The sequence below is a fragment of the Halobacillus sp. Nhm2S1 genome (assembly GCF_019599545.1).
Classification (GTDB): Bacteria; Bacillota; Bacilli; order Bacillales; family Halobacillaceae; genus Halobacillus.
This window is the reverse complement of the sequence record NZ_JAIEZV010000005.1, coordinates 1-21575: the sequence shown is the minus strand read 5'-3', so window position 1 is coordinate 21575 and position 21575 is coordinate 1. Positions and strand designations below refer to the sequence as shown.

At 44.1% G+C, this 21575-nt stretch carries 22 protein-coding genes, 1 rRNA gene and 2 riboswitches; of the genes, 11 read left to right on the top strand and 12 right to left on the bottom strand.

Annotation, left to right across the window (positions count from 1 at the left end):
- Positions 1–48: 48 nt before the first annotated feature.
- A complete protein-coding gene (locus K2225_RS18095) occupies positions 49–1491 on the top strand; it encodes a hypothetical protein (protein ID WP_220586044.1) in 1443 nt (480 codons plus the stop codon).
- Positions 1492–1525: 34 nt separating this feature from the next.
- Here K2225_RS18095 and K2225_RS18090 read toward each other — a convergent pair whose 3' ends face one another.
- Entirely contained in the window at positions 1526–2290 is a 765-nt protein-coding gene (locus K2225_RS18090) for an alpha/beta fold hydrolase (protein WP_220586043.1), read from the bottom strand.
- Between the two features lie 155 nt (positions 2291–2445).
- Here K2225_RS18090 and K2225_RS18085 point away from each other — a divergent pair, with 155 nt between their 5' ends.
- Positions 2446–3024 (top strand): SCO family protein, encoded by a 579-nt coding sequence (locus tag K2225_RS18085; protein WP_220586042.1) that lies wholly within the window; start codon positions 2446–2448, stop codon positions 3022–3024.
- An 84-nt stretch (positions 3025–3108) separates the two neighbouring features.
- Here K2225_RS18085 and K2225_RS18080 read toward each other — a convergent pair whose 3' ends face one another.
- Positions 3109–4011, bottom strand: coding sequence for a DUF1002 domain-containing protein (locus K2225_RS18080; protein ID WP_220586041.1), 903 nt, complete (start codon positions 4009–4011; stop codon positions 3109–3111).
- 387 nt (positions 4012–4398) lie between these two features.
- Here K2225_RS18080 and K2225_RS18075 point away from each other — a divergent pair, with 387 nt between their 5' ends.
- Positions 4399–4785, top strand: a complete 387-nt coding sequence (locus K2225_RS18075) for a DoxX family protein (RefSeq protein WP_146818807.1) — start codon at positions 4399–4401, stop codon at positions 4783–4785.
- Positions 4786–4830: 45 nt separating this feature from the next.
- On the top strand, positions 4831–5358 hold the full coding sequence (locus K2225_RS18070; RefSeq protein ID WP_146818808.1) for a type 1 glutamine amidotransferase domain-containing protein: 528 nt from the start codon (positions 4831–4833) through the stop codon (positions 5356–5358).
- 32 nt (positions 5359–5390) lie between these two features.
- On the opposite strand, the gene K2225_RS18065 is transcribed toward K2225_RS18070, so the two are convergent.
- Positions 5391–6557 (bottom strand): acyl-CoA dehydrogenase family protein, encoded by a 1167-nt coding sequence (locus K2225_RS18065; RefSeq protein ID WP_255574689.1) that lies wholly within the window; start codon positions 6555–6557, stop codon positions 5391–5393.
- A 419-nt stretch (positions 6558–6976) separates the two neighbouring features.
- On the opposite strand from K2225_RS18065, the gene K2225_RS18060 reads away from it, so the two are divergent.
- Positions 6977–7828: a dimethylarginine dimethylaminohydrolase family protein gene (locus tag K2225_RS18060; RefSeq protein WP_220586039.1), complete on the top strand. Its 852-nt coding sequence runs from the start codon at positions 6977–6979 to the stop codon at positions 7826–7828.
- 117 nt (positions 7829–7945) lie between these two features.
- Here K2225_RS18060 and K2225_RS18055 read toward each other — a convergent pair whose 3' ends face one another.
- Positions 7946–8416, bottom strand: a complete 471-nt coding sequence (locus tag K2225_RS18055; RefSeq protein WP_220586038.1) for an acyl-CoA thioesterase — start codon at positions 8414–8416, stop codon at positions 7946–7948.
- A 138-nt stretch (positions 8417–8554) separates the two neighbouring features.
- Positions 8555–8739, bottom strand: a riboswitch (cobalamin riboswitch).
- 139 nt (positions 8740–8878) lie between these two features.
- Positions 8879–8980, top strand: a riboswitch (purine riboswitch).
- 166 nt (positions 8981–9146) lie between these two features.
- On the opposite strand from K2225_RS18055, the gene K2225_RS18050 reads away from it, so the two are divergent.
- Complete coding sequence (locus tag K2225_RS18050; RefSeq protein ID WP_220586037.1) at positions 9147–9734, top strand: xanthine phosphoribosyltransferase; 588 nt, start codon at positions 9147–9149, stop codon at positions 9732–9734.
- Positions 9731–11023, top strand: a complete 1293-nt coding sequence (locus K2225_RS18045) for a nucleobase:cation symporter-2 family protein (protein WP_220586036.1) — start codon at positions 9731–9733, stop codon at positions 11021–11023. The genes K2225_RS18050 and K2225_RS18045 overlap by 4 nt, the downstream gene beginning before the upstream one ends.
- Positions 11024–11121: 98 nt before the next feature.
- Here the strand turns inward: K2225_RS18045 and ytvA are convergent, their stop codons facing one another.
- The 3 genes from ytvA to K2225_RS18030 form a co-directional block, all read right to left on the bottom strand.
- Positions 11122–11928 carry a YtvA family blue-light photoreceptor gene (gene ytvA, locus K2225_RS18040; RefSeq protein WP_370632781.1) on the bottom strand — a complete coding sequence of 269 codons (807 nt, stop codon included), beginning with the start codon at positions 11926–11928 and terminating at the stop codon, positions 11122–11124.
- An 80-nt stretch (positions 11929–12008) separates the two neighbouring features.
- On the bottom strand, positions 12009–12578 hold the full coding sequence (locus K2225_RS18035) for a nucleotidyltransferase family protein (protein ID WP_220586035.1): 570 nt from the start codon (positions 12576–12578) through the stop codon (positions 12009–12011).
- Positions 12575–13423, bottom strand: a complete 849-nt coding sequence (locus K2225_RS18030; protein ID WP_220586034.1) for a LysR family transcriptional regulator — start codon at positions 13421–13423, stop codon at positions 12575–12577. The genes K2225_RS18035 and K2225_RS18030 overlap by 4 nt, the downstream gene beginning before the upstream one ends.
- 103 nt (positions 13424–13526) lie before the next feature.
- On the opposite strand from K2225_RS18030, the gene K2225_RS18025 reads away from it, so the two are divergent.
- The gene (locus tag K2225_RS18025) at positions 13527–14732 is read left to right on the top strand and encodes an MFS transporter (protein WP_220586033.1); all 1206 of its coding nucleotides are present in this window, start codon (positions 13527–13529) and stop codon (positions 14730–14732) included.
- 278 nt (positions 14733–15010) lie between these two features.
- On the opposite strand, the gene K2225_RS18020 is transcribed toward K2225_RS18025, so the two are convergent.
- Positions 15011–15484: a GNAT family N-acetyltransferase gene (locus K2225_RS18020; protein ID WP_220586032.1), complete on the bottom strand. Its 474-nt coding sequence runs from the start codon at positions 15482–15484 to the stop codon at positions 15011–15013.
- 54 nt (positions 15485–15538) lie between these two features.
- Positions 15539–16429, bottom strand: coding sequence for a LysR family transcriptional regulator (locus tag K2225_RS18015; RefSeq protein WP_220586031.1), 891 nt, complete (start codon positions 16427–16429; stop codon positions 15539–15541).
- Between the two features lie 111 nt (positions 16430–16540).
- On the opposite strand from K2225_RS18015, the gene K2225_RS18010 reads away from it, so the two are divergent.
- The 3 genes from K2225_RS18010 to K2225_RS18000 all read left to right on the top strand — a co-directional run bounded on the left by K2225_RS18010 (position 16541) and on the right by K2225_RS18000 (position 19187).
- Entirely contained in the window at positions 16541–17533 is a 993-nt protein-coding gene (locus K2225_RS18010) for a YeiH family protein (RefSeq protein ID WP_220586030.1), read from the top strand.
- 179 nt (positions 17534–17712) lie between these two features.
- Entirely contained in the window at positions 17713–18615 is a 903-nt protein-coding gene (locus K2225_RS18005; RefSeq protein ID WP_220586029.1) for a DMT family transporter, read from the top strand.
- 17 nt (positions 18616–18632) lie between these two features.
- Positions 18633–19187, top strand: a complete 555-nt coding sequence (locus K2225_RS18000; protein ID WP_220586028.1) for a cysteine dioxygenase — start codon at positions 18633–18635, stop codon at positions 19185–19187.
- 33 nt (positions 19188–19220) lie between these two features.
- Here the strand turns inward: K2225_RS18000 and K2225_RS17995 are convergent, their stop codons facing one another.
- From K2225_RS17995 to rrf, 3 genes are all read right to left on the bottom strand, one after another.
- A complete protein-coding gene (locus K2225_RS17995; protein ID WP_220586027.1) occupies positions 19221–20369 on the bottom strand; it encodes an AI-2E family transporter in 1149 nt (382 codons plus the stop codon).
- Between the two features lie 60 nt (positions 20370–20429).
- A complete protein-coding gene (locus K2225_RS17990) occupies positions 20430–21341 on the bottom strand; it encodes a DMT family transporter (protein WP_220586026.1) in 912 nt (303 codons plus the stop codon).
- 111 nt (positions 21342–21452) lie between these two features.
- Positions 21453–21566: ribosomal RNA gene (rrf, locus tag K2225_RS17985) — 5S ribosomal RNA — on the bottom strand.
- Positions 21567–21575: the final 9 nt, after the last annotated feature.

Sequence of the window (21575 nt, the reverse complement as noted above, 5' to 3'; positions counted from 1 at the left end):
TAATGAAGAAGATTATCACCAAACACCAAAAGAAAGGGTTATTTACATATGAAGAAAGGCACCAATAAGAGCAAGTGGATTTTGATCATTGTTTCTCTGATGGTTTTAGCTATAGGGGCATATGTTTACACAGACAGCAGTGAAGAAAAGTTGGCTTTGAGCACAGACTCCAAACCAATGAGAAAAGCAAAATCAGTGGACCTTGAAGAATTTCCGCTCCAATGGCGTGAAGTTGATACATTTGAACAGGTGAATGATTTTTATGAAGAACGTGTTCACAATTTATCACTAGCCAGGAAAAAAGGTTTAACCGTCCGGCCTCAGGAGTCTACTCCAATTCCTGATAAAGATGGTCGGATGCAAATCAATGAGGTGTGGCACAGCGGGACCACTATCCATGTTTTGTACAGCATCGACCTTTCCGCCCTGACGAGGAAAGAAAGCGATGACGAAGAATCCAAATACCTCGTTCAGGCACCCTCTGTGGAGAGCATTAACATTGAATCCATGAATGGAAACGACAAGCAATCGTTCCAGCATCACTCCCAACCTCTTAACCCCCGGGACACGGTGGTGTTTGAGAATCGAGTGTACGGTCTCATCCAACTTCCTCCTATTACTGAAAAATGGGGGTATAATTTCGACCATACCGATATCAAGGATTATGATGAAGAGTACATGACTTCGTTCAGTTTGCGGATTGATCATCGTACGATTAAAACCGATGGAATGCCTGTCCGCTATGTTCACGACCCAGATAAACACGTGCTTCAAAGATATACCACAGACGAGGTGTACTCCGGCGACCTGGTCACGGTGGAACCGACATCCGTAAACATTGGCGTGGCCTCAAGCTATGTAAAAATGAAGGTGGAAGCAGAGGGAAAAGAAATTGGACAGTCTATGCATGCGGTCATAAAAACGGACGAAGGATCTGATTACCCTGTCGCTCTGTATCTAAATGAAACCGAAGGAAAGAATGTGTATGAAGCATGGTTTCAACCCCCATCAAATGAACTTTCAGGAGCTGTCAGTTTAGAGCTGCAGTCTCTTCACATCCAAGACGATACCCCCTATTCGTTCACAGTAGACATGAATCAGTTTAACGATCATTCAAACGAATCTGTCGTTCTGAATGAAAAGGTGGGAGAAGCTTACAACACAGACATCATCCTGGAGCAAGTCGATTCATTTTCCGGAACCAATATGAGTCTTCAACTCAAGTATGACCCCCATGAAGTAGGGCAAGAGGAAAGATTGGTCGGCGCGCAATTGGGGCAGATGAATAGCCTTCCAGAAGATCGAGAGGAATATGTCGAAGTCGTCACAAATGAAGGCGAAACCACAAAAGCTAATATTTGGGGCCACGATAAGCGAGGAGACATCCATTTCCAGTTCCCAGCGCTAAGAGATGCAAAAGAAATCACCGTCACTGTGAAGAAAATGATGTACGCTCACAAATTGGACCATACATTCGAATTAAACCAATAAGAAAAAAGCAGAGGTTGAAGATCCCTCTGCTTTTTTAAATTTCTCCCTGCACAAAACGGATGACAGCGTCATTGAAACGATCATAATGAGTGGCAGGCGTCTGATGATAAGCGTGTTCGATCACTTCCATCTTTACATTAGAGCAAGCGCGGTAGTAATGAGCATGTTCATTGATCCAGAATTCTTTATTGCCGTATACGAGCAATAAAGGTTGAGTAAGTCTGTTCAATCGCCCGCTGCAATCAAACGAGAGGGCGCGGTTGTAATAGGTGTACCAGCATTCCGAATCGGACTTCGCCATGTGCTCATTTAATTCACGCTTAATTTCGGCATCCTTAAAGTGTGAATGGCTGAGTAACTTGGCAAGTGTCTCAGGGCTTTTATTCACCCAGTACATCCCCCCTAAAAATTCAAACCGAAGTCCACCTGTGGCTACCTTCGGGAAACCGCCGGCAAGAATCACTGCTTTCGTCCGTTCAGGAAAGGTGAGAGCGAATTCCTGGGCGATCATCCCTCCGCATGAATAGCCGATGACGACGATTTGATCGAGATCTAAATGATCGATGAGCTGGACGACCTCCCTTGCGTACATGGATACATCAGGCGCATGAGAAATTACATCAGAATCCCCGTTCCCACTGAGGTCTGGAAAAATGACACGAAATTCCCTCGCGAGGGAGTGCTGCATTTTGAATACTTTCCTCCCCATTCCAGGAGGATGGATAAAAACAAGGGCTTCCCCGTTCCCTCGGTCATCATAAAATAACTGCGCCCCGGATTTTTCTGTAAAATAAGGCATGGCTCTTCATCCCCTAACCGATATTCATGGAACCTTATCATTCCCAGAGAGACTGAAATTATGTCCATTTACCGAATATATTAAGGTTCGATTGACCTTACTCTCATGCAGGCGTAAACTAGACCTGTATCATAATGTCCGGAAGGGGAAACAAAATGAAACGTTTTCTATTACTTAGTCTATTCGCAGGAATTGTCGTCTTCTTGGCTGCTTGCGGATCGAATGAACTTGAGAATACGCTGGATTGGGAAGTCCAGTCTTTCGAAGGAACGACACAAGAGGGAGAAAGCTTTTCCACCGACGATATGGAAGGAAAAGTTTGGCTTGCCAATTTCATCTTCACCAACTGCAATACGGTCTGCCCGCCCATGACCCGTAATATGGTGAAAATTCAAGAGCAGTTAAAAAAAGAAGACATTAATGCTGAAATTGTATCCTTCAGTGTAGATCCGACGGTGGATTCGCCTGAAGTATTAAAAGAGTTTGGTAAGAAATACGGCGTTGATCATAGCAACTGGTCGTTTATTACGGAATACACACAGGAAGAAATCTCCACGTTCGCTCAAGAGAGCTTCAAAACTTCCGCAGTAAAAACAGAAGGGAACGACCAGGTCATTCATGGAACAGCCTTTTACCTGATCAATGAAGAAGGATTGGTCTTGAAGAAATATAAAGGAGACACCGAAGTCCCGTTTGAACAAATTGTTGAAGACACCAAAACTATCGCTAACTAAAAAGAACCTCCCGCTCCAAATCAGAAGCGGGAGGTTCTTTTAAAAATGTACATCAGGCCATTTGAAGTTTACTCAAAAATATCACTAGTTGAATAGGGAATTGATAAAGTTACTTAAGGATTTGAAAAAGTTTTGTACGGCATTCCGCAAGCTGTTCCAGAATCCATCGTCATTAATTAGATCCTGGATACTTCCTGTCAGGTCTTCCAGCTGGTTTTGAACCTGATCGAAGTTGATGTTCAAATTGCGCATTTGCTCGAACAAATCGATCAAACGTTGACGGTCTTCTTCACTCAATTCGATATTCAAGGATTGCAGTTGGTCTTGGACGATTTGCTCAATTTCTTCCCGCGTCGCTGGGTCCTGCTCAGCAATCTGCTTCTTGATTTCGGTCAGAAGCTTACTGATTTCATCCCGATCGACACCTTCTTCTTCTGCGATATCTGTGGCTATATCAAGCTCGTCACTCGCAACTTTCATACGATCTTCATCAAGCTTCACACCTTTAGCATCGTAAGCTTTATAGATGCCTGTAAGCGCAGAGTGGCCACTAACTTTGACAGAGGAAGCAACCAACACATCCGCATTCTCCACACCAGCGGTCAACAATGCGTTTGTGTACATTTCTTTCGTGACCTGTGTTATGTTATCAGGTGTTACGATATCAATATTCAACCCTTCTGCATGATCCTGATGAATGATTTTGACAGATGAATACATATTCGAATTCGGGTTGCCCCCGATATAGTTAGCAAGATCCTGGCCGTTGACAGTAAACTCATCGACCTGGTCATGCTTGTTGACTTCAAGCAGCTCCACCACATCAGTTTTCTGTGCTTCAGACAAGGCTTCTCCATAAACCACAATCGGCAAACCTAACTTTTCATTAATGCCCTGGTCCCCTGTCGAAGCGGAAATGCTCGAAGGCAAAGCAAATGCTGTAAACAAAACGGCAATCAACATCCATAGACTGACACGTGTTTTCATGTTCTCGACCCCTTGTAAAATGGTAGATTCCCACTTACGTTATGCGGAACCTCCCATCTATTATACCCGACGCATCGCACGCGGGTTGTCATAATAGACGTACGAGAGGGAGAAAAAGTTTCAAACTCAGTAAACATTTCTTTTCTACAGGCTCTGAGTGATTTTCATAAGAAGTTATTTTATTATATGGCAGGATGGTGGAAGACTCAGTTTCGAGCCTTTTATTGAGTGGTTGGGGCTACGGGGGGATAGCTCGTTTTCCAATCACCCCTGACACTCATTAAGGTGAACGAATTCCGGTTATCTCGAAACTGAGTCTTCAAGGACAGGGAGATTTTCCGCAACTTTTTTATAGGCTGATAAACAAAAGAAAGGACGGACGTTGTTATGAAGATTGCACGCCAAATCGGACTCTATGTATTTGCTATCGCTCTGTTTTACGCAGGAATCACCCACTTCATGTATGACCATGGCTTTGCCCGAATGCTCCCTTCCTGGGTACCGCTTAAATTAATCATTGTATATGTGACAGGAATTACGGAATGGCTCCTTGCCCTGCTCCTTGTTTTCCCTCAAACGCGGAGAGCTGCCGGGTTCGCTACGGCTGCTTTTCTTTTCATCGTTTGGCCTGCCAATTTTTATGCTGCCATTTACGGTATTCCGGCTCCCTGGAGTGAAGAAACAAATCAGACCGCTTTATGGATCCGACTTCTCTTCCAACCTTTGCTTATTTGGTGGGTGCTCATCGTTTCCAAAGATTCGAAAGAGGTGTAACCATCTGATAAAATGGGGATAGTGAAATGGACAAGGAGGTTGTATATGCGATTAGAAGGAAAGAAAGTCATCCAATTGGTCAGTAAGGATTTTGAAGATCTTGAGCTATGGTACCCGGTGCTTCGTCTCCAAGAGGAAGGGGCAACCGTCCACCTTGTGGGTGAAAAAGCAGGGGAAGAACACCCTGGGAAATATGGGGTTCCTGCTACAGCGGATTATGCATTCGAGGACATCAACCCAGCTGATTACGATGGAATTCTAGTTCCAGGGGGATGGTCTCCGGATAAGCTCCGCCGTTATGACAAAGTGATTGAAATGGTCCAGCACATGGACAATGAACGCAAACCAATCGGCCAAATTTGCCACGCCGGCTGGGTGCTTATTTCTGCTAACATCCTGAAAGGTCGAAAGGTGACGAGCACACCGGGAATTAAAGACGACATGATGAATGCTGGTGCAGAATGGTTCGACGAAGCAGTCGTCCAAGACGAACACATTGTTTCTGCCCGTCGTCCGCCTGACCTGCCTCCATATGCCAAAGCTTTCGCAGACTTACTCGCAGATGAATCATAGAAAAAAACCAGAGCTTTGAAAGCTCTGGTTTTTTAGTTGTCTTCCGCAATGGCTTGTTTAGCAAGCATCGACACTACCGCATCGTCCATTGGTGGATTATGCAGCCCAGCCCGTACATCACGGTAATATTTTTCAAAGGCATAGGTTTTAGATAACCCACGCCCCCCTGCAATTCGCATAGCTAGATCGACAACTTCATTAGCGGTATTCGTAACCGCCAGCTTGACAGCAGCAAGCTCTGCCCCCATCTGATCCCGTCGCTCTGGCTCTTCATCCCATTTTTTTGCAACTGAATATAAGAAAGAATGGGCTTGCAGCAATTTCCACTCCATTTCGCCAATCTTATCTTGAATGTGAGATACTTCAGAAATCGGTGCGTCCAGACTATTTGGTTGAAAGTCTTTAGCAAAAGCAATCGCATCGTTACGAGCGGCTACAGCAATTCCTAAATAACAGGCTGGAATGTGCAACAGCCATCCCTTTGGCGAGGATTTGCCCCCACTTTTCAGTTCTACAAGATCGGATTCCTGCAGCTCGACATCTTCCATCACAAGGTCATCACTCGCTGTCCCTCTCATCCCAAGGGTATCCCACGTTTTATCAACAGATAACCCTGGCTGATGGCGGTCAATTAAAAACCACCCAACCGTATCCTTGTCTTCTACATAAGCAGACACAATATAATAATCTAAATGCTCCGCCATTGAGGTAAACGATTTTCTTCCATTCAAAATGTATTCGCCCCCACGACGAACGGCTTTGGTTTCCGGAATTCCCCCCCGTGTTGGACTTCCGGTTGCCGGTTCAGTGGCAGCCCTGTTTACGACTTTTTGTTCGGAAACAACTTCATTCACAAGGCGATCATATGACTTTTTGTCCCACAACTGTTCCTGAGAAAGTTCCATCATGATGCCCATGTGCCACCCGATTGACAAAGCTACAGCACCATCACCTTCTGCAATTTTTTCCTGCATCAGCAAGAATTCGTATAAAGACAATCCTTCTCCACCTTCGGATTCTGGCAAAGACATCGATGGGTATTTCTCCCTTTTGATGACTTTCAACGTCTCATAAGAAAAAGACGCTTCACGATCCGTTTCTGAGATATGTTTGCGAGCCTCTTTTGCGATCCGATCCGCCTTTTCAAACAATTCCTGCTGCCGGTCATTTTTTATCCAACGTTTCCATACACCTGCCAAACCAACCACTCCCGATTCCATATTATATCTAAATCATACCTGACAACTCGGGATGAAGCCAATGCCTTGCTTGTCTGATTCGCTCCCTTACAACATACCCTATGTACAAGAAATCATTCTGTATCAGCATATATCTCTTCGTATGTAACTTTTGTCTAAAACGTCCGTTTAACAAATAATTCCCACGACATTTCCCGGGAAATGTCGAATTTATAGGTTATGAAGATAAAAACCATGAATCTAAAAACTCCCGCTAGTAAACCAATGGGCTTAAATATCCCCCTTTTACTATGGGAGCACTTACTAAATTCATTCTTGGATCCACTCCTTTTCTCAAATCGCCTTGCTTACAAAAATATTGTTGTTTTATCCGCCAACCTCCGGGGAAGAAAAGGGATATGAATAAAAGGAGGATTAACATGGTCGGAATAGCTTCGGAAAACAGTATTCAATGTGAGACCGAGTATTCGCCGTTGAAAAAAGTCGTGGTCGCCAAACCTTCTTATATGAAAATCGCTGAAATCATCAACGAAACCCAAAAACATTATCAACACCAGAACATAAACGTCAAAAAAGCCCTTCAGCAACATAAACATTTCGTTAGTATTTTAGAGGATCATGAGATTGAAGTCATACAACTTCCAAGTCAGCCGAACCTTTATGAACAGGTGTTTACAAGAGATATTGGGTTTACCATCCATCATCGACTATTTATCAGCACTATGAGTGAAAAGGTCCGGAAAGAGGAAACGGATGTCCTCCGGAGCTGGGCAAGACAGAATAACATCAAGGTAGAAGAGGAACTACCTTCCTCAATTGAAGGCGGAGATGTTGTGGTAGACGGGACCAGGGTGTGGGTTGGAGAAACACAAAGGACATCCCGACAAGCGATCCGTGAACTTCAATCACGCCTTCCGGATCATCAGGTTATACCTGTTCCTTTAAGAAGAGATATTCTCCATTTGGACTGCGTATTCAACATGATCGATGAATCTACTGTTATCCTCTATCCTCCTGCATTTACAAAAAACAGTTTGAAAGCCATCACTGCACGTTACAAAGTGATTGAAGTCATCGAGCAGGAACAGTTTACGATGGGGCCGAACGTCCTTTCAATTGGAAACCGTAAAGTAATCAGCCTCCCTCATAATGAAATCCTAAATGTACAGTTAAAGGAAAATGGGTTCCATGTGATTCCTGTCGACCTTTCTGAAATTATTAAATCCGGTGGGTCGTTCCGGTGCTGTACATTGCCATTAAAACGAATATAAAAGCAGCCCGCTTCTTTTGGAAGGGGCTGCTTTTTTGTATAAATGGAATAAATAACACAAGACCTCGAATGGGCTTTTTAAAATTTAATGATTTGCTATCAAACCACTAAGTGTCTGTCATCGAAACGCCGGTCTGCTTTTTCGATGCTCCTTCCTGAATGGAGCCGTTTCATACAATCGTTTGTCTTCCTCTGTCTCAGGTATGATGGATGGGACTGGTGTCGGTTTGCCTTCAACATCTACAGCGACCATCGTTAGGAATGATTCTGTTGTCATCACTTTTCGTCCTTGAAGAAGATCATCAGCAAAGACTTTCACATACACTTCCATAGATGTGCGTCCTGTGCTCGACACACAAGCTTCTAACGTCAATGCATCCCCTACTTTAGCAGAAGATAAAAAGTCCACCGAGTCGATTGAAGCCGTAACAACAACACAGTTTGAGTGCTTCATTGCCGTGAGTGCCGCAATTTCGTCGATATAAGAGAGAACTTTGCCACCGAAAATGGTATCGAGGTGATTCGTATCTGGTGGCAGCACTAATCTTGTCTGTGTCATTCTAGAATAATGAACGGGTAAAGGTTCCATGAATGGGTTCCTCCTTTTTTAATATGGATCGTCCCTAATGGGAGAGATACAAATAACGATTCTCCCTTTGATTCATGGAACCGAAAAAAGCTCTTGATGGGTGCAATACACGTAACATCCTCCTATCTCCCGTAGGAATTCATGTTCTTCCTTATGGCAGGTCTCCTGGCTCAGGTTCATCAGTACATAGCCCTTCCCATTTAAGAAATAGTGGGTCATCCATCTATGCACCTCCCCATTACAGTGGCGGGACCGCGTTGGTTTTTCACCAAACTTCCCTTTTCAGCTTCTATGAAGAAGCCACCATAAGGCGATATCAACTTTTTAATAAAGAGATAAACTCTCTTCTCATCCACTATCTCCCAAATAACCAACCTTGTCAACACGAACAAAATCGATCGATTCAAATTTAAAATCATTAAATAGGGGTTGATTACGAACAATAAACTGTTATACTATCCATATCATTCGAATATTAACCTTCATATAATCGCGGGGATATGGCCTGCAAGTTTCTACCGGTTTACCGTAAATGAACCGACTATGAAAAGCGTACAAGGTGCCGGGACTTTCCTGTCCACGGTTTCATTGTTGTTGTCTTCGTCCAGCACGAAAAGACTTGCTTTCCATAGAGGAAACAAGCTTTTCGTGCTTTTTTGTTTTTAAAGCTCTCCGAGCTCAGAAGTACGTGAGCGAAAATAAATACTTAATCTCGAAAGGTGTGTTAAATATGGATCGTTTGAAAAAGAAAATCTTAGAAGAGGGGAAAGTTTTATCACCTTCTGTCATTAAAGTCGATGCGTTCTTAAATCACCAACTAGACCCTGTACTTATGAAAGGTATTGGAGAAGAGTTTGCGAAGCGTTTCAAAGACTTGGGGATTACGAAGGTACTGACATTAGAGTCATCAGGAATCGCACCCGCTCAAATGACAGCACTCAGCCTTGGTGTTCCTGCAATTTTTGCAAGGAAGAGAAAATCATTGACTATGAAAGATCACCTCTACACATCAAAAGTGCACTCATTTACAAAGCAAGAAACAAATGAAATCTCCATATCAAAAGACTTCATGAATGATGATGATCACGTCTTGATCCTTGACGATTTCCTCGCAAATGGTCAGGCGGCGAAAGGCTTGATTGATCTTGTGGAACAATCAGGAGCCTCGATTGCCGGTGTAGCGATCATTATTGAAAAAGGGTTTCAGGATGGAGGACGCCTCTTACGTCGTCAAGGAATAAAAGTAGAATCCCTCGCCATCCTTTCATCACTTGAGGACAGTACGATCACGTTTGAAACACAGGAGGTATCTTCATGAAGACAACAGCCTTAGCCCTTCAACATTTGTTGGCGATGTATGCCGGAGCTATTCTCGTTCCTTTAATTGTCGGTGGAGCGCTTGGACTAAATTCAGAACAACTCACCTATCTTGTTGCCATTGATATTTTAATGTGCGGAGTGGCTACCATTTTACAAGTCGTCCGCAACCGTTTTTTCGGAATCGGTCTTCCTGTCGTTCTTGGTTGTACATTTACAGCCGTCGGTCCAATGATCGCCATTGGGGGTCAATACGGGGTTTCGGCCATCTACGGGTCCATTCTCGTTTCCGGGTTGTTCGTCATATTGATCAGCCGCTTCTTCGGAAAACTTGTCCGGTTCTTTCCACCTGTCGTCACAGGGACGGTTGTAACGATCATCGGCATTACATTGATTCCTGTTGCTATTAACAATATGGGAGGTGGGCAAGGAACTGATGATTTTGGTTCAGCTGTCAATCTTGCTCTTTCCTTTGGTACACTTTTATTTATTATCCTTCTCTATCGTTTCACAAAAGGATTCATGCGTTCCATTGCCATCCTGATTGGTATTTCAGGAGGCACTCTTGTCGCTGCACTTTTTGGAAGGGTCGATTTCTCAGCTGTCTCTGAATCTGGTTTCTTCCATATGATCGAGCCTTTCTATTTCGGGACACCTAGTTTTCATTGGTCTGCCATTCTGACCATGATTTTAGTTGCCATGGTGTCACTCGTTGAATCTACTGGCGTTTACTTCGCATTAAGCGAAATGACAGACAAGAAATTGGATGAAAAAGATTTAGCCAGTGGTTATCGTGCAGAAGGAATAGCCATTCTATTCGGTGGTGTGTTTAATGCTTTTCCCTACACCGCCTTTTCTCAAAATGTCGGCCTCATGCATATGACAGGTGTAAAATCCCGGCGTGTGATTTTAGTTATGGGAGGCATGTTGATTGGACTTGGCTTCATCCCTAAAATTGCTGCCTTCACGACCATCATCCCTACCGCTGTTTTAGGTGGGGCGATGATTGCAATGTTTGGAATGGTCATCTCTCAAGGTATTAAAATGCTCAGCCGTGTCATGACCGAGTCTCATGAAAATTCAATGATTGTCGCTTGTTCCGTCGGGATGGGTTTAGGGGTTACGGTTGTCCCTGAACTATTCGCTAAACTTCCCGAAAGCATACAAATCCTTACAAGTAACGGCATTGTTGCAGGCAGCTTAACCGCAATCGTGCTCAACATCGTCTTCCATATGCTCCCGAAACGCAGAACCAACGAAGTTCACCTATTACACGAAAAGAGCGCTTAGTGCCTGACCAGGTCATACAGATATTGGAAGAAACATCTTTTCTCTTCACACAAAAAACAGCGCCGACCAATGAAGGATTGGTCGGCGCTGTTTTTCTTTTATGATTGTTGCCTTAATACTTTTAAGGCTTGCTTTACTGTAGCGTATGTCTGAAGCGATAACTCACTGAAATCTGCGTAAGGAGCGCTTTGTATAGCAAAAGATGGTTTGATCCCTGTAATTACGAGCTTTGTTCCCATCAGATCCAGCAGCTGATTCATTTGGTAGATCCCCATATGAACCGCTTCGTTATACGAGTGCACAGCAGACATGTCCAGAATCAAGTAATCTTCTTTCGTTTCTTTCACATGATGACTGACTGCTTCCAGCATCTGTTGAAGTCTGTCATCATCAATGGTCCCGACAAGCGGAAGTACAGAAATATTATCTTGTACAGGAACAATCGGCGTTGATAATCTTTTCACCTCTGACAAATAGTGCGCAATCAGTTCTTCCTGTTCCCGGCGCTTTGTCACATCTTTTTGCACGCCAACGAAATACACCTGATCCATCTGCTCGATGTACACCGGAAAGATATGTAGTTCATTCCAGAACATCGTACCGTCCTTACGATAGTTTTTTATTTCTACTTGCACAGGCGTTTGTTGAGAAAGACCTTCCCGAAGCCGTTCCACATGTTTGGGGTTTGTTTCATCCCCCTGCAGGAAACGACAGTTACGTCCTAGAATCTCCCCGCGTTCATAACCAGTAAGGTCCAAAAAACCCTGGTTGCAATAAATCATCGGGTTATCTTCTTGCTCTGGATCCGTTATGACCACTCCAGCCCCAACATGATCGATCGCTGCTTTTATAAATTCATTTTGTTGAATCTCTTCTAATCTAGCAAACATGAGCTCTTCCGACACGGTAGAACATCCCCTTCAAGATTGGAATGAATTACTTTAATAATAAAATGAATTCTACCAATCATGCAAGTGGCATCCTCTTACCATGGTAGAATCGATAGCTCCGGCCAGCGTTCCTTCCACTTTTCAGCTTTATTCCAATAAACTTCTTTTGGTATCAAACGCTTATTCGGACGAACGATCCCTTGAAAAAGATCCTCTAAACCGAAAGGAGCATAGATGTCATATTCTCCATTACGGTTTCGCTTGACTCCTATAGAGGAAGCAGTCGTCGGCCACGTAACAATGGCATCTTGGACAGATGTGTATGGTTTGATCTTCTGATTGAACTTTTCCTCATACCACAGGTGCACAAGGGCTTCGTTCGTGACATCAATCGAAAAAGGCAGGTCCATACAAGCAGCATTCCATTGATTTTCGAGATTCTCCTCTTCAGCAAGCGTCCCGGAAGCGTCAAAATAAAGTAGATCTGCATCGCCAATCCCATAGGCTGCAGGATAGCCGAATTGGTGGTTCCACACGCTTTGAGTGATTATACCAGCACCGATCCAACATTCCTTGGTAGACGACTGACCCAATTCGAACAGCGGGCGGACATAGGGGCTCCACTCATCGATGATGGCGACCAGTTGTTTTTCCCTCTTATTCATCCACTCACCTCACTTCGAATGTGATTAAGAAACGCTTCGACCTGGGGTAATGCTCTACTCCCCGATTTCACACAGGCCCAGGTTTCCCGGGCCATTGCTTGCCCCTCCTTCTCTAGTGGCAACCAACTGTAGGTGTCCTTTTCTTCATGAATAATGCTTGCAGGCAGAACCGTCATGCCGAGCCCACGCATCATCATTTGTTTAGCTGTTTCAAAGTGATCGACCTTAATTGAACGTTTGACCAAGATGCCGCGATCCCTTGCCATCCAGGTTTCAATGAGTTTCTGAAAGCCCGGATCACTCTTGAATTCAATCAAAGGACGCTCTCCTTTTCCTATGGGCACGGTATCTAAGAGAAAAAGAGGATCACTCCATAGGTGGAAGGATTCGTAGTCTTCTATTGGTTCTCCTCTTACTATGGCAATATGAAAGGGGGAGGCGGCTTGTCGTATTTCTTCACTTACTCCTGTGACAAGATCAATGGTTACATCAGGGTAAGCTTTTGTGAACGATTGAAGCAGGTCAGGAAGAAAGTGCTGGCTGTATAAGGACGAAGCACCGAGCGAAAGTGTACCGGCTACTTTCCCCTCGACTTGCGCCAACTTCTCTTGCAACATATCCTCCTGATCCAGGACATTTTCCGCATGAGTCAAGACAATTTCTCCGAAAGGCGTTGGAAGCAGTCCTTTCGGAGTACGGAGAAAGATCTGCCCGCCCAGATGCTCTTCTATGTATTTCAGACGCTGGGTGATCGCCGGTTGGGATATTAATATAGACTTTGCCGTTTTTCGGATGGTTCTACATTGATTCAAATCGAGCAGTAGCTGATAGTCCTCAATTTTCATGAACAGTCCCCCATAAAAATTTCTTATCACTTATAATTATAATGCAATATTATCCAAATCACTAAAAACCGAGTACGATAAATGTAGATAGAGGAGGTAGAACATGAACAAAACGAATATTAGAAGACTGATGGGCGGATATTTCTTATATGAGAGTGGTCGGGCGATGTATTTCGTTCTCATTACATGGTTTTTATATCAATGGACGGAAGATGCTTTGTACACCGGTTTGTTCGTGAGCTTTGGATTCATCCCTGGTCTCTTTTCGAACGTCATTTTTGGGGTTCTGGTTGATCGAAGCAACCGTAAAAAGCTTGCGCGCCTGGCAGGCATGATCAGCATCATCTGTTTGGTGTTGTTAACGGGGGCATTTGTGGGAGGTTTTGAACATCCATGGCTTATGATTACCGCCCATATGATTATGCAAACGGCTGGATCATTATTCCGTCCGTCCTTACAAGCTCTTGTGGCTGAGGTATTTCCGAAAGATTCGCTCCCTCGAATCTTTTCCTGGTCCGGATCAGCTACGGTTACTGGAAGTTTAGCGGGAGCAGCTGCGGGCGGGGTTTTGGCCGGACTTCTTTCCGTTGAAACCTCCCTGTTTATCGTCATCTCCTTATATGCAGGGGCTACAGCAACTATCCAGATGATTCGCTACACTCCGGTTGATATGAAGAATCGCAGGAACTCCTCCTCCTTTTGGGATGAGATGAAAGAAGGATTCATTTATGTACATCAGAACCAGATGCTTTATGGATTGTTCGTCATGCTTATGCTTGGACAACTCACCTTCCACACGACTTTGGGGTTTTTAAGCGTGTATACGAGTTCACATTTAAAGGAGACTGCGCTCGTCTATGGAATGCTCGACAGCACGTTTTCCATCGGAGGTATCTTTGCTGGGCTTATTGGTACATGGTGGTGGGCAAAATGTCAGAACCGAATAGGCGTCTGGTCGCTCCTGCTAACCGCTGCTGGGCTTGCAATCGTTAGTTTCACCACTCTCGTCCCTTTAGCTTTCCTCGGCTTTCTTTTGATCGGGCTGGGTACATCTTTTGTCCGTGCCCTTCTACAGTCCGTGCAGCAAATGGCAACGGATTCCCGTTTTCATGGCCGTATGTCCAGCTTGCGCATGCTTTGCAATCAAACGTCTGTCGTGGTGACCGGCCCACTCTTCGGTGTTCTTGCTTCTTCCTATGGAGCCCCTGTCGTTTTCCTCTCCCTGCTCCTTCTGGTTACAGGTGGTGTGATATGGGCTCATATTCAGTCCAAACGGCCGACGTTTAAACAGATCATAAAATCGGCTTAAAAATGCCCAGCAAAAAGGTATGCTTCTCTATGTAGGAGCATACCTCGAGTGGTGTTATTTAGCTCTGCTTATCTCGTCTCTTCCTTCGGTGCGCGAGACACCTTCTCGACCTCAACTCCCAGCGTCTTCAAATAGTCGACAATCTGGTCTAGTCTCTTCATTTTTTCACCTCAGTATTTGAAATAAGATTTGGCACAGAAACACATCCATCTTCATTACGAACGGGACTACACAAACGTTTCAACTTTTTCTATAAAAGACGATACCCGTAGTTCCTACTACTTATGCACCTTTTTAAACATTTGCACATTTTTTATCGATATTCCTCGAATCCATTTGACCTGTTCCTTCTTAATGGCATATCCTCGCTTCTGAAAAAATGGTCTCGCGACAGCACTCGCTTCGGTCGTGAGCACGTTCACACCATCTTTCTTTGCCTGTTCCTCTAAAAGGTAAAGCAACTGAGTGGCCACACCTTCCCTTTGCCTGTCTGCGGCTACGTACAAAAAATCGATGTGGTCTCCCACAAGGCTGGCAAAACCTATGATGTGATGGTCAGCGTCCTTTGCGACGAGTGAGTAAGCGTTCAGAAAACGTTGATGAAAATCGGGTTGATTGTTGACCCCTTCCACCCAGGCTGTCAATTGCTCTTGATTATAAAACCGGGGGGATATATTCAAAATTGATGTTCTGACCATTCCAACCACATAGCGAAGATCTTCTTTCTGTAATCTTTCGATGAACCAAACCAAACTTCCCTCTCCCTTCTATCATAACAAAGCCTCGTCCAAATGAATGTAATGGTTTTATGACAATTCATACAATTTCATGACGTGCTGAATGAAGACTTGAGCATCTTCCGTAATTTCCTCTTCATTGGATGGGGTGACGATGGAAAAGGATCGCGTTGTGGAGTGGATATAAGGAAGTTGCATGATTAACTCCGCAGCGTCCGTATGTTCCACAACCGTTTTTGAAATAAAAGAAAGCCCCAGACCTTCCTTCACTCCTTGAACGACTCCGTGATTGCTTCCAATCGTGATTGTCTTTTTCGGTCGGATATTTGATGACTCCAACATATAATCCAGCATAGCCCTCGTCCCCGATCCTCCTTCACGTGTAATCCATGTATGGTCTTGTAAATCTTGAAATGTTATCTCGTTATACTTTCTCAATGGATGAGTTTCAGGAACAATCACGACCATTTCATCTTCCATGAATGGAATGGAACTCAATCCCTGCTCCGTCACTTTTCCCTCTACAAGTCCTAAATCAAGTTCGTGCTGCTGAACTTCCCGGTTGATTCGTTTAGAATTAGCAATTCGCACCTGCAACTCAAACGCTGGATACCGATCATCAAAAGTTTTTAAAATCGAAGGAATGATATATTCTCCCACCGTGTAACTCGCACCAATATAGATGTGCCCGCCTACCTGTTCATGGAATTGCTTCACTTCATTCCTGGCTTTATCCAGCAGCCCCAGCACCTGTCGAGCCCTTCGATAAACCATCTCTCCTGTAGCTGTCACTTCGAAATGTTTGGGTGAACGATCAATTAACGACGTTTGAAAAAAACGCTCCAGATTCTTGATGTGCGCACTAACCGTTGGCTGCGACAAATTCAAAAGCGTAGATGCTTTTGTGAAGCTTTTTTCGTCGATAGCGGTGATGTAAGTTTTCAATGCTTCTAGATCCAAAAGAACCGCTCCAATCATTAGTTTTTTCTATGATTAACATTATAAAGTTTTATTTTACGAATAACTACCCGGAGCGTATGATAGATAAAGGAAACAAAGGAGGTCCCATCGATGAACGACACTTATAATCAACCTCTTCTAAAAGGAATCGGATTTACAGCCATCGTTGCAGCTGTCGGATTTCTACTCGCCATGCTTCCACTGTTGAACCAGGTCGGTCCTCTTGCGACCGCCATTCTCCTAGCCGTTTTATACCGTCATTTTTTCGGTTATCCAGAGACCATGCGCACAGGAATCCAATTTTCAGCAAAAAAATTATTGCGTCTAGCGATTATTTTGTTCGGATTAAAATTAAATATCAACGTCATTCTTCAAGAGGGCTTTCCTCTTTTATTAAAAGGAACGGTTGTCATCGTATTTGCCATCGGACTTATGCTCTTTTTTGCCAAACTTTTTGATGCCGATCGATCGATGATGGCACTTCTCGGGATCGGAACAGGTATATGTGGAGCATCTGCCATTGCTGCCGTCACGCCCATTTTAAAAGCAAAGGAAGAAGATACGGCCATCAGTGCAGGTGTCATATCCGTAGTCGGTACGTTATTCGCCATTGGGTACACCCTTATCCGCCCCCTTCTACCGGTGGATGCAGAAGCTTACGGAATGTGGGCGGGAATCAGTTTACATGAAGTGGCGAACGTTGCTCTTGCCGGAGAACCTGCTGGAGACGATGGCCTGGGAATGGCGCTTGTCGCCAAGCTCAGTCGTGTCTTTCTGCTTGTACCGTTCAGCCTGCTGCTGATCTGGTTTATGAAAAAGAAAGGAACAGAAGAAAGCCGTTCCTCCATCACTTTCCCGTGGTTCCTTATTGGTTTCGTCCTGATGAGCTTATTCGGAAGCTTTGTGAATGGAACCATACTTACGATTCCTGCAGCAGCCATGAATGCCGTCTCGACGCTAACTTCCTTCATCTTAACGATGGCCATGGTTGGTCTCGGTCTCAGCGTAAGTTTACATGATGTCAGACACCGGGCATTAAAGCCCATGCTCTTATTGATTGTGACATCCATTTTGCTCTCGCTTCTCACATATTGGATCATTTAAAAAGTCTAAGGATTCCTTAGGCTTTTTTTTGTCCGTTTCCTGTCTAATGATCAGAGTATTCGTCGAAAAAGTATCGTTTCCAAATCATTCTGTTACGATAGAATAGAAGATTGGAGGCTCATGCTTGTCCTATTCCCGCATATAGTGAAGGGAGACTATATGAAGAAAGGACACGGTCTATGAGTTCTTCATCGCGAATCGGAGCTTCGCTCTATGCATTCCTCTCCATAACCTTCTGGGGTGTGTCTTTCGTTTCCACCAAAGCCGTTTTAGAAAAGTTAGATCCCTTTTCACTGCTTGTCGTCCGGTTTGGAATTGGGGCGATCTTTTTATTATTGATGGTACTTCTATTCCGCTACCCTTTGAAAATACATATCAAGTATCTTCCACATGTACTCATCTTAGGAGTCCTTGGAGTATTCGTCCATCAAGTGATTCAGGCGACCGCCCTGCTGACCATCCACGCATCCGATGCAGGCTGGCTGATTTCATTTTCCCCGGTATTTACAGTCTTTCTGTCTTTTATTTTCTTGCAGGAGAAGCTTACCTTTAAAAAAATTGTTGGCATTACGATTGCCGTCACAGGTGTTTTCATGATTACGACTATCGGGAGCGGCCAGACCTTCAGCTTCTCCTTGAGTCTTGGTTATATTCTTATGATTGCAAGCACATTGAACTGGGCCGTCTATTCCGTCCTTTTGAAAAAATTATCCGTCCCTGTACCTTCTCTTGTCCTGACCTTTTATATGAGCACCACAGGGTTCTTTTTGACCCTTCCTTTCTTCATCAGGAACCATGGGGTGGACCAATTACGTACACTCTCACCCGAGCACTGGGCCCACCTGCTTTTTCTCGGCATTTTTGTGTCGGCCATCGCCTACTGGTATTGGGCAAAGGCATTAGAGGTGATGCAGGCAACGCAGGTATCCGTTTTTCTCTATTTCGAACCGCTCGCTACACTCATCGCTGCCATCATCCTGCTGAATGAGAGATTCATTGCCTCTTCCCTTTTTGGAGGACTTTTGATCATCACAGGTGTCATGCTCGTCCAGGGAAGATTTTCATTTAGAAAACATGTTTAATAAGGAGGATTTCTATTATGAAGATGATCACACGAGTAAAGGAAGCGTTCGAAAAACTTGATGACCATTCCCCCGAAACACTGAAAAAGACATTGATTGATCTAGACGTCACTTTAGATGAATTAGCTCCCTTTTTAGATGACCCTGAAGGGAAGCCCTATTACCGCCAAATGATATACGAAGATGATGATGTGGAAATGATTGTTATGAATTGGGCAGATATTGAATGTGCGCCTCACGATCACGGGCAGTCCGCGGGCTGGATCCAAGTAATGAATGGAACAACCAAGCAAACGGTCTATCAAGCCCATGGTGAAGCTTTACCTTTTCCTCTCTTCACAGAATTCAAGGAGAATGGAAGTCTCTTTTTCGCTCCTCAAAAAGGGATTCATAAAATGGGCAGAGAAGGAACAACACCACTTGTGACCCTGCACCTCTATTCTCCACCTATCCGTGGCATGCGCGTCTACGATCTCGAAACCTGTGCCGCCTGTGTCGTATCCAGTGATTGCGGAGCATGGTGGCCGGAAGAACAACGGCAGCGTTTGAAAGAAATCAAATTACAAAAATAAAGAAGGAAGTGGGCGCAGCCACTTCCTTCTTTATTAAATTTTATATTGATTTTCTTCCTCCACAAACCGGTTATACCGCTTTTGAAACCAGTAATAGAGGTGAGATACGACCACCTTCAAAATCGCATAGCCTGGAATAGCTAAAATGATGCCGACGATTCCAAATAAATGACCCGCCGTCAACAACACGAAGATAATCGTGACGGGATGAATATGCAAACTCTTCCCCATGATTTGCGGGGATATAAACTTCCCTTCCAGCAACTGTACAATCGTCCAGACAACGACAAGTTTCACAACCATAAAGGGGGACGTCACAATCGATATAATCAATGCAGGTGTAATCGCTATGACAGGCCCTAAGTATGGAACTACACTTGTCACACTGGCAATTGCAGCAAGTAACAAAGCATACTCCAGTCCAATAATTAGAAAGCCGATGTACATCATAAGGCCGATACAGAAGCTGACGATGATCTGTCCCTGAATATAAGCCGACAATTGGTGATCAATGCCTTTGAAGACACTGGATACTTCCGGACGGACCTTCGGCGGGAACATCCTTATGATAAAAGAAGGGAGACGATGCCCATCTTTTAACAAATAAAAGAGAATGAACGGCAGGGTTACAAGCGCTACGACTACATTCGTCACCGTTGAAATGATATTCGTAATCCCTTCTACGGTCTCAGAAGCGTAAGAAGAAATATAATCAGGAATCTGATTGATCATCCCATCTACATCTTCAAATAAATTCGTGTAGTAAGCAGAAAAAATCGAATTCCTCAACCATTCATCAATGGTATTAATCAAATCTTGTAAGTAACGGGGCAGCTCTTCAGCCAGACTGATCAACTGCTTTTCTAGAAATGGAATAATCAGGACCACAAGCATGGTGATGATCCCTACAAGCGCTAGTAGGGTGATTAAAATCCCCCAAATCCTTTTGATTCTCCAGGATTCAAGTAAATTGATAATCGGTCGCAGTAAATAATAGACGACAATAGAAAGAATTAACGGCAAAGCTACCGTTTTAATAAAAACTAAGAAAGGATCGAAAATGAATCCTACACTAGAAAAGACAAGGATGTTCAACCCTATCAGCAGGAGTACTCCTAAAATGAATAAAAGTTTCCGACCTCCGAAAAAGCGGATGACCGGCGTGGAATCCCATCGGTTCATAAGCATTTCCCCTCAACTGCATCGTTAGTCACATTCTATCACACTCAAAAAAAACGAAGCCTAACTAGCTTTCTTCCCTACTAAGGAACGCGTCACACGTTTCTTTCTCGTAGAAAGATATACACCTGCAAAAATCACACCAAGACCTATGAGCAACTGACTTGTAACCGGTTCTCCAAGAAGCAGGTGCCCCCAAAAAAGAGCGGTCACTGGAACAAGATAAGTCACCATACTTGCAAACTCCGCACTCCCCCGATCGATCATATAATAGAAAAGTAAATGAGCAATTCCAGAACCTACGCACCCTAAACCGATCACGCTGATTATAAACGTAACGTTCATATTTTGCCCGATAGTAGTAAACACTGTGGGTTGTGTCCATAGAATGCCGGTCAAACCAACCACCGCTCCTACAAGCAGGGCAACAGCAGTCAGAAGAATTACATCAAATCCCCGCAAATGCCTTCTTGTAAAGTGTGAAACAAATCCATAACATGAGGTTGCAAGAATCATTGTTCCGATACCAATGAAGGGGCCGGAATGGATGTTTTCAAACTCAAAACCGGTCAATACCAGAATGCCGATAAAACCTACCACGATCCCTATCCACTGCCATTTATTTAATAAAACCGAGAAAGCTAGAAATCCAATCAAGCCTGTCATAATAGGAGTCGTGGCATTAAGAACAGCTGCGGTATTACTAGTCAACACTGTTTGACTTAAAGCAATCAACCCCCAGGGAAGACCCGCATTGAACACGCCTATGATAATCAATACACCCCACGGAATCGTTCGTGGTAGCTGATGCTTCCTCCACTTATTTAAAACCAACGGAAGAAGAATCACAGCTCCAGCAAGACACCTTAAAAAGACAGTCCCCCACACCCCGGCTGTGCCGATTAATGTTTCTATAAAAACAAAAGATAGCCCCCATATTAAACTTAAGGAGAGTAAAGCACCGTACAGCTTCATTATGTTGACCCCCATCCGTTCATGTCAATATTTCTATACTTTACCAAATCCCAACGGAACGTACAATACAAAAATAACCCTCCAGGATTATTCCTGAAGGGTTATGAAGTGATGTGGCGGCGTCCTACTCTCACGGGGGTAAACCCGACTACCATCGGCGCTGAAGAGCTTAACTGCTGTGTTCGGCATGGGAACAGGTGTGACCTCTTCGCCTTCACCACCACATCAATATAA

Coding starts and splice junctions, on each gene's coding strand:
- K2225_RS18010 (WP_220586030.1), top strand. CDS start 16,541: ATGAACGACACTTATAATCAACCTCTTCTAAAAGGAATCGGATTTACA.
- K2225_RS18000 (WP_220586028.1), top strand. CDS start 18,633: ATGAAGATGATCACACGAGTAAAGGAAGCGTTCGAAAAACTTGATGAC.
- K2225_RS18080 (WP_220586041.1), bottom strand. CDS start 4,011: ATGAAAACACGTGTCAGTCTATGGATGTTGATTGCCGTTTTGTTTACA.
- K2225_RS18060 (WP_220586039.1), top strand. CDS start 6,977: ATGGTCGGAATAGCTTCGGAAAACAGTATTCAATGTGAGACCGAGTAT.
- K2225_RS18055 (WP_220586038.1), bottom strand. CDS start 8,416: ATGGAACCTTTACCCGTTCATTATTCTAGAATGACACAGACAAGATTA.
- K2225_RS18045 (WP_220586036.1), top strand. CDS start 9,731: ATGAAGACAACAGCCTTAGCCCTTCAACATTTGTTGGCGATGTATGCC.
- K2225_RS18095 (WP_220586044.1), top strand. CDS start 49: ATGAAGAAAGGCACCAATAAGAGCAAGTGGATTTTGATCATTGTTTCT.
- K2225_RS18025 (WP_220586033.1), top strand. CDS start 13,527: ATGAACAAAACGAATATTAGAAGACTGATGGGCGGATATTTCTTATAT.
- K2225_RS17995 (WP_220586027.1), bottom strand. CDS start 20,369: ATGAACCGATGGGATTCCACGCCGGTCATCCGCTTTTTCGGAGGTCGG.
- K2225_RS18030 (WP_220586034.1), bottom strand. CDS start 13,423: ATGAAAATTGAGGACTATCAGCTACTGCTCGATTTGAATCAATGTAGA.
- K2225_RS18075 (WP_146818807.1), top strand. CDS start 4,399: ATGAAGATTGCACGCCAAATCGGACTCTATGTATTTGCTATCGCTCTG.
- K2225_RS17990 (WP_220586026.1), bottom strand. CDS start 21,341: ATGAAGCTGTACGGTGCTTTACTCTCCTTAAGTTTAATATGGGGGCTA.
- K2225_RS18090 (WP_220586043.1), bottom strand. CDS start 2,290: ATGCCTTATTTTACAGAAAAATCCGGGGCGCAGTTATTTTATGATGAC.
- K2225_RS18035 (WP_220586035.1), bottom strand. CDS start 12,578: ATGAATAAGAGGGAAAAACAACTGGTCGCCATCATCGATGAGTGGAGC.
- K2225_RS18070 (WP_146818808.1), top strand. CDS start 4,831: ATGCGATTAGAAGGAAAGAAAGTCATCCAATTGGTCAGTAAGGATTTT.
- K2225_RS18005 (WP_220586029.1), top strand. CDS start 17,713: ATGAGTTCTTCATCGCGAATCGGAGCTTCGCTCTATGCATTCCTCTCC.
- K2225_RS18050 (WP_220586037.1), top strand. CDS start 9,147: ATGGATCGTTTGAAAAAGAAAATCTTAGAAGAGGGGAAAGTTTTATCA.
- K2225_RS18085 (WP_220586042.1), top strand. CDS start 2,446: ATGAAACGTTTTCTATTACTTAGTCTATTCGCAGGAATTGTCGTCTTC.